This is a genomic window from uncultured Mucilaginibacter sp. (assembly GCF_903913935.1).
Taxonomy (GTDB): Bacteria; Bacteroidota; Bacteroidia; order Sphingobacteriales; family Sphingobacteriaceae; genus Mucilaginibacter.
Window position 1 is genome coordinate 1 of the sequence record NZ_CAIWNH010000428.1, and the last position, 6215, is coordinate 6215.

The following is a 6215-nucleotide window of genomic DNA, read 5'->3' on the forward strand; positions in this document are numbered from 1 at the left end:
CACATTTTTATACTCCATTTTGGGTTTACTTAATGTGTAAACCTATTTCAGGACTAGACAGTGTGCAAAAGTGGAACGCTTGCGTAAATAGCCTGTTATTATTGCTGTTTTGGGCTTTGTACCCATTATGGTGTGTTTATTTTAAATTATGTTTGTAATCGATTGCATAGTGCTGTTGAATCAAGGGTTTAGTGTAGTTGTGATCCATTATTTTACCGGTTAATATTTTTAAAGCGTAATTTTTATGTTAAAAAGGGAGGGGTGTTTTTTAATAATTATGTTAGCTGCAATACTGCAGCTAAAATCACAGCCGGTACAATCAAAAGGGTTAAAAGATTATTATAAAAACTACTTCCCCGTTGGTGTTGCCGTTTCGGCTGCCGATCTTAAGGATCCGGGAGAAGTTGCGCTAATACTCAGTCAATTTAACAGCCTTACGCCGGAGAATGCCATGAAAATGGGCCCCATCCACCCGGAGGAAAACCGGTATAACTGGAAAGATGCGGATTCGATAGTGGCTTTTGCACAGGCACATGGTTTAAAGGTTAGGGGGCATAACCTTTGCTGGCATGAGCAGGCCCCCAAATGGATGTTCAGGGATAGTTTGGGTAACCCGGTTTCCAAAGAGGTATTGCTGAAAAGATTAAAAGATCATATCACCACCGTTGTAAACCGCTATAAGGGAAAAATATACGCCTGGGATGTTGTAAACGAAGCCATTGATGACGATAGCACTAAGTTTTTGCGAAATTCGCTGTGGTACCAGATCTGCGGAGATGATTTTATAGCCAAAGCATTTGAATATGCGCATGAAGCGGACCCCGGGGCCATACTATTTTATAACGATTACAATACCGAGCGCCCTGAAAAACGCGGGCGGGTTTACCGTTTGCTAAAACAACTGCTTGATGCCGGAGTACCCATCAATGGGGTTGGCATCCAGGCGCATTGGTCGGTATATGAACCCGGCCAAAAGGAATTGGTTGAAACGATCAAAAAGTTTGCGTCCCTCGGGTTGAAGGTACAGGTAACGGAACTGGATATCTCCATATATCCCTGGGAAAAAAATCAGCGTATGCTTAGGCCCGGAGAATCAGATGCCTATGCCGCTGATCTGGAGAAAAAGCAAATTGAAAAATTTGCTGAAGTATTTAAAACATTCCGCCAATTCAGGGAGGTGATAACCGGAGTTACTTTTTGGAATATCTCTGACAGGAACACCTGGCTCGATAACTACCCGGTCCATGGGAGAAAAAACTACCCTTTGCTGTTCGATCAAAAATTTCAACCCAAAAAAGTATATTGGAAAGTGGTCGATTTTTAAAGATTAACCTATCACTTGTAAAAGCTTTTTGTGTTTGAATTTCCTTCCGGGTTGCCCTGAGTGGCGCTCCTCGTTTCAGCGTTCCAGAATGAGTGCTTTAATGCAAAATATTTCATCATCTATAAAAAGAATGAGCTGAAAATTATATCTTTAGGTATTTTGAATACATGTACCGCCAACTGATATTGTTTTTGTTGCTTAATAGCATAATGCTTCCGGTAAGGTCACAAAAACTGGATAACATTAAGCCTGCATATATCTCTGTAAAAGACGGGCTGCCCGATGCTACCATCAGTTCAATTTGCCAGGATGAGGATGGGTTTTTATGGATTGGTACAAATGATGGCCTCAGCCGGTATGACGGGGTGGAGTTTAAGAATTTCTATCATTCAAAAACCAATCCTTCGTTGCCTGGGAATGACATCAGGGCATTGCAAAAATTACCGGGCCACAGGTTATTGGTTGCCACCACAACTGGTTTGTGCCTTTTCAATACCCGGGCAAATAACTTTATAAACCTGCTCGTTCCGGCTTCTGCAAAAATGTTCCCTTTTGAAAATAATTTTACGATGGTTAAGATTGATAAGGGTAACAATATTTGGGCCGCTTCCCAAACCTGCCTTTATAAACTTGATCAAAAGCTGCGGGTGCTGCAGGTTACCCGGGGACTAAGTGAACAGGAAATAGGGGTAGCAGGGGTATTATTTGTGGAAAGTATTATGCCACTGCCTGATGGAAACGTGCTTTTCAGGCTATTACACGCCAAAAGGCCTCAATATTATATCTATACGACTGCTGACGGCAAAATCATTCCGTTAACCCAAAAGAAAGGTTTTCCCCTGGCTATGCTTGATAATTTGAATGTAAGGGACATTGCATTTGATGATAAGGGGAATGCCTGGTTTGTTAAGCATTTGGTAGATAGTGTTTTCTTTTTTAATTCACGCTCCGGCCGGATATCCAGGGCTGCGTTTAATCATATGCCGGGCAAAGGGCAAATATATTTTAACAGCCATATAAGCCTGATAAACAACCGCCTTGCGGGCTGCACGCTGAGCGACGGAGGATTAGTAAACTGGAACAGCGATACTTCAGCGTTTGGGAATCAGGGACTGAGCAGTAATGTTTTATTGCCCAACGCACACGTGATTTGTGCCTTGTATGATAACGAAAATAACCTTTGGATAGGTACCATAAACGGGTTGTATAAATTTACCTTAATAGCAAATGCAGTTACCACATCGGCACTGCCGGAATATACGGATGATCATCGCGGAATTGATCTCGCGGGGATATTTATTGTCAATAAAAAGATCTTTTTGACAACCACCGGTGGGGGCGTGTTTTATACCAAACAAGTAGATGAACCCTGGAGGTCGCTTTTCTGGAAAAACAACAGTGAACTTAATATTACCTGGAATGTAAGAGCAGCGGGCAGCGATACTTACTGGATAGGCACGCAAAAAGGTGTATACGCGTGGAAGGAAGACACAAGGCAATTGAAACTGGTGAATTGGCCAGGAAATGCTAAATTGATCGAAAGCGATCCGATAGTAACCCAATTTACTGATAAGGAAAATATCCTTTGGATGGGGCTCGGTTTTGGGGGAGGGCTCGCAGCTTATAATTTGCAAGATCACAGCTTAAAGATCTATTCAAAAACTGATAAAGAAAATAATTTGCCAATAAGGTTTCCGGTCGCTATTGAGGAGGATGAATACGGCGATTTGTGGATGGGGGGCGTTGAAGGGCGCGGCCTGGTCAAATGGGAAAGGAAAACAGGCAGGTTTTCCATTTTCCCGCCATTGTACAATACGGATTTTGATAACGGTGTAATCAATACCTTATATGCTGACCATAAAGGAAAAATGTGGCTGGGTACTAATTCGGGGTTGGTTAAATTTGATATTTTGAAACATAGCGTCGAAAAATATGATATGCCCGGGGGCCTGTCATCTAATACCATTTATAGCCTTGCTGCTGACAGTAATTATCATTTGTGGATAGGGACAAAAAATGGGTTGAATTGTATGGACCTTCGCAAAGCCCGTTTTTTTTCATTCAGCGGTTATTTTCAATTGTCAGATGAGCCGGTGATTAATGTAAAATTCGATGCCGCTGCAAATAAGATCTATTTTAATACCCGCCACACCTTTAACAGCCTGAACCCGGATAAATGGTTACAACCACTTGGATCACCTGGAATATTGATTACCGCTGTTACCTCATCAGGCGATAATTTAAATCCGGCCACAACGATCAACCTTCCCGCTAACGACAATAATATCAGCATTGCGTATAGTGCCGTAAACCTGGTAGATGGCCCGCAAAATAAATATTTCTACCGGCTTAACGAATTAAGTAAAAATTGGATTGCCGCAGGCGGTACCAGGCAGATAACATTTTCGAATCTTTTATCAGGTAAATACACTTTCAGGGTAAGGGCGCAATTATCAGACGGGACACTGAGCAGAAATGAGGCGACTTTGCTGTTTTCGGTAGATACGCCTTATTACAAAAGCTGGATTTTTATCATTTCGGTTATTGTGCTTGTTGCAGGGGTGATCTATTTATTATACTTAAACCGGATAAGGCAGCTGATGCATCTGCAATCTATCCGTAACAGCATAGCAACAGACCTGCATGATGATATAGGCTCAACCTTGAGTAATATCAATATTCTTACCGAACTGAGCCAGGCTACCTTCAATGAGCCCGATAAGGCGAAAAACTTTTTAAAAAGAATAACCGAGGAAGTAAATACTTCAAATCAATCCTTGGATGATATCGTATGGAGCATAAATTCGCTTAATGACAGTTTTGATGAGATAACTGCGCGGATGCGAAGGTATGCTGCAGAGATATTTGAAGGGGCAAATATTGCATACCACGTCCATGTCGATGAAAAGCTTTCGCACAAGAAACTTCATATGGAAAAGCGGAAGGATATATACCTGGTATTTAAGGAAGCTGTGAATAATGTTTATAAGCATGCAGAAGCATCAAATGTGGAGATAAAGATGAAGACAAATCAGCATTTTTTTGAAATGATTATAAGCGATAATGGCCGGGGCTTCGATACTGCTAAACCATCGGTCCGTAATGGCTTAAAAAACATGAAACTCAGGGCATCTAAATGGAGGGGCAGTCTGACAGTTTTATCAGTGATAAATAAAGGCACTGTAGTCACTATCATTGTCCCCATTACGTAATAATCACTCAAATGAGTGATAGGCTATTAAATACTAATCTGTAATTTAGCGTACATGCCGGTAAGTATAGTTTTATTTGAAGATAATGATCGCCTGAGGGAATCTTTAGCCTACCTGTTAAACAGCGACCCTAATTATACGGTAACCGGCGATTATAACAATTGTAACCAGGCGGCGGAAATTATAGAAGAACTTGCGCCTGATGTGGTGCTGATGGATATTGATATGCCCGGCAAAACGGGTATATCAGGGGTAGCAATGGTTAAACAAACCCGGCCAGACACTGCTGTGATTATGTACACTGTTTTTGAAGACGACGAAAGGTTATTTCAGTGTCTTTGCGCAGGCGCAAACGGGTATCTGTTAAAAAAAACCCCTCCGGCCCGTCTGTTTGACGCAATACAGGAGGTATTGAATGGCGGCGCGCCAATGTCGCCAAATATTGCCCGAAAGGTGCTCAACTCGTTTCAGCAAAAAACCGATAACTTATACAATTTAACCGACCGGGAAACAGACGTATTACAACTTTTGGTAAAAGGGAACAGCATTAAGGTAATAGCGGACGAATTAAATATGGCGTTCGATACAGTGCGTTCCCACCTGAAAAAAATTTATCTGAAACTCCACGTCAACTGCGGTAAGGAAGCAATAGCAAAAGCACTAAACGAAAAACTTATATAGGATAACGATCCAGGTACCAATCCTTTATTTACTCAAAGAGAGGATTGGTCAATGCCGATAATATGCCAGCCATTTACTATTTTTTAGTTTTTAAAAAGTAGCGGGAGCGCCGCAATTTCGGCAGAGACCAGGTCTCCTGTTTGTAAATATGAGCCCTGCCGGATATTAGCGGCTTCAAACGAAAAAAGTATCCAGACTTACGACTAAAGACCATGCACTTAGAAAAAAGCAGCCTCCAAAGTGAACATTTCGGTCTCAGCCGATCTGCAAATTTCAAATAAAGCGTTCGCCCATTTTTTTTAAATACTTTAAAGCCGGTTTTTCAATTGCATAATAAGTGATGGTGCTAAAAACTAATGTCCCTATTGCTACGTAGTAAGCGCTAATAATAAGGTAGTTATTAGTGCTAAAGCCTAATAGTTTTGATATCGTATCATAGGTGTCGATAAATAAAAAGTGATTTACATATAACGAATAGGAGATAAGGCCTAAAAAGTAAACAACTTTGCTTGATAAAAATCGATTGATAACATTTCTTTCTGTTATGTAAACCATAAAAAAGGGCATTAAAAGAATTATCAAAATATCCGTCTCTTTAAAAAACAGTAAAACAACTAAAGGGATGGCTAAGTATTTTAAAAACACAGCTCGTTTTTTTATTCTTTCTAAACTCAAATAGGCGAAAATACCCAATAGATAGTCGGCAATAGTCCGTAAAAAACTTGATGGACCCCGGGTAAATAAAATTACCGGATTAAAACCATGAATTTTTTGTAATGAATAAGAATTACCCCAGTTTAAAAAATCGTTTCTAAAAATGCTTATCGCTATAAATATGATAATTGATACCAATATGAGCATCCAGGCTTTGTTTCTGATTTTCCATGTCAGATAAAACGCTAATGGAAAGAAAAAATAAACAACCCATTCATTAGTTAATGACCAGCCTGGCGAAATCATGGAGTTGTTTGAGAAAGAAAAGATCCCTTGTAATAAAG

General features: G+C 40.5%; 4 protein-coding genes. 3 read left to right on the top strand and 1 reads right to left on the bottom strand.

Going from position 1 to position 6215, the window contains the following annotated elements; genetic code table 11:
- The first annotated feature begins 277 nt into the window (after positions 1-277).
- The 3 genes from QZY09_RS17290 (at position 278) to QZY09_RS17300 (ending at position 5217) form a co-directional block, all read left to right on the top strand.
- On the top strand, positions 278-1324 hold the full coding sequence (locus QZY09_RS17290; RefSeq protein WP_295674392.1) for an endo-1,4-beta-xylanase: 1047 nt from the start codon (positions 278-280) through the stop codon (positions 1322-1324).
- Positions 1325-1491: 167 nt separating this feature from the next.
- Complete coding sequence (locus QZY09_RS17295) at positions 1492-4536, top strand: two-component regulator propeller domain-containing protein (RefSeq protein WP_295674394.1); 3045 nt, start codon at positions 1492-1494, stop codon at positions 4534-4536.
- Between the two features lie 54 nt (positions 4537-4590).
- The gene (locus QZY09_RS17300; protein ID WP_295674396.1) at positions 4591-5217 is read left to right on the top strand and encodes a response regulator transcription factor; all 627 of its coding nucleotides are present in this window, start codon (positions 4591-4593) and stop codon (positions 5215-5217) included.
- A 273-nt stretch (positions 5218-5490) separates the two neighbouring features.
- Here the strand turns inward: QZY09_RS17300 and QZY09_RS17305 are convergent.
- The coding region (locus QZY09_RS17305) for an acyltransferase family protein (protein WP_295674397.1) at positions 5491-6215 on the bottom strand (725 nt) is incomplete at its 5' end.

Excerpts from the sequence above, each read along its gene's own strand:
- QZY09_RS17295 (WP_295674394.1), top strand. The coding sequence starts at position 1,492 with ATGTACCGCCAACTGATATTGTTTTTGTTGCTTAATAGCATAATGCTT.
- QZY09_RS17300 (WP_295674396.1), top strand. The coding sequence starts at position 4,591 with ATGCCGGTAAGTATAGTTTTATTTGAAGATAATGATCGCCTGAGGGAA.
- QZY09_RS17290 (WP_295674392.1), top strand. The coding sequence starts at position 278 with ATGTTAGCTGCAATACTGCAGCTAAAATCACAGCCGGTACAATCAAAA.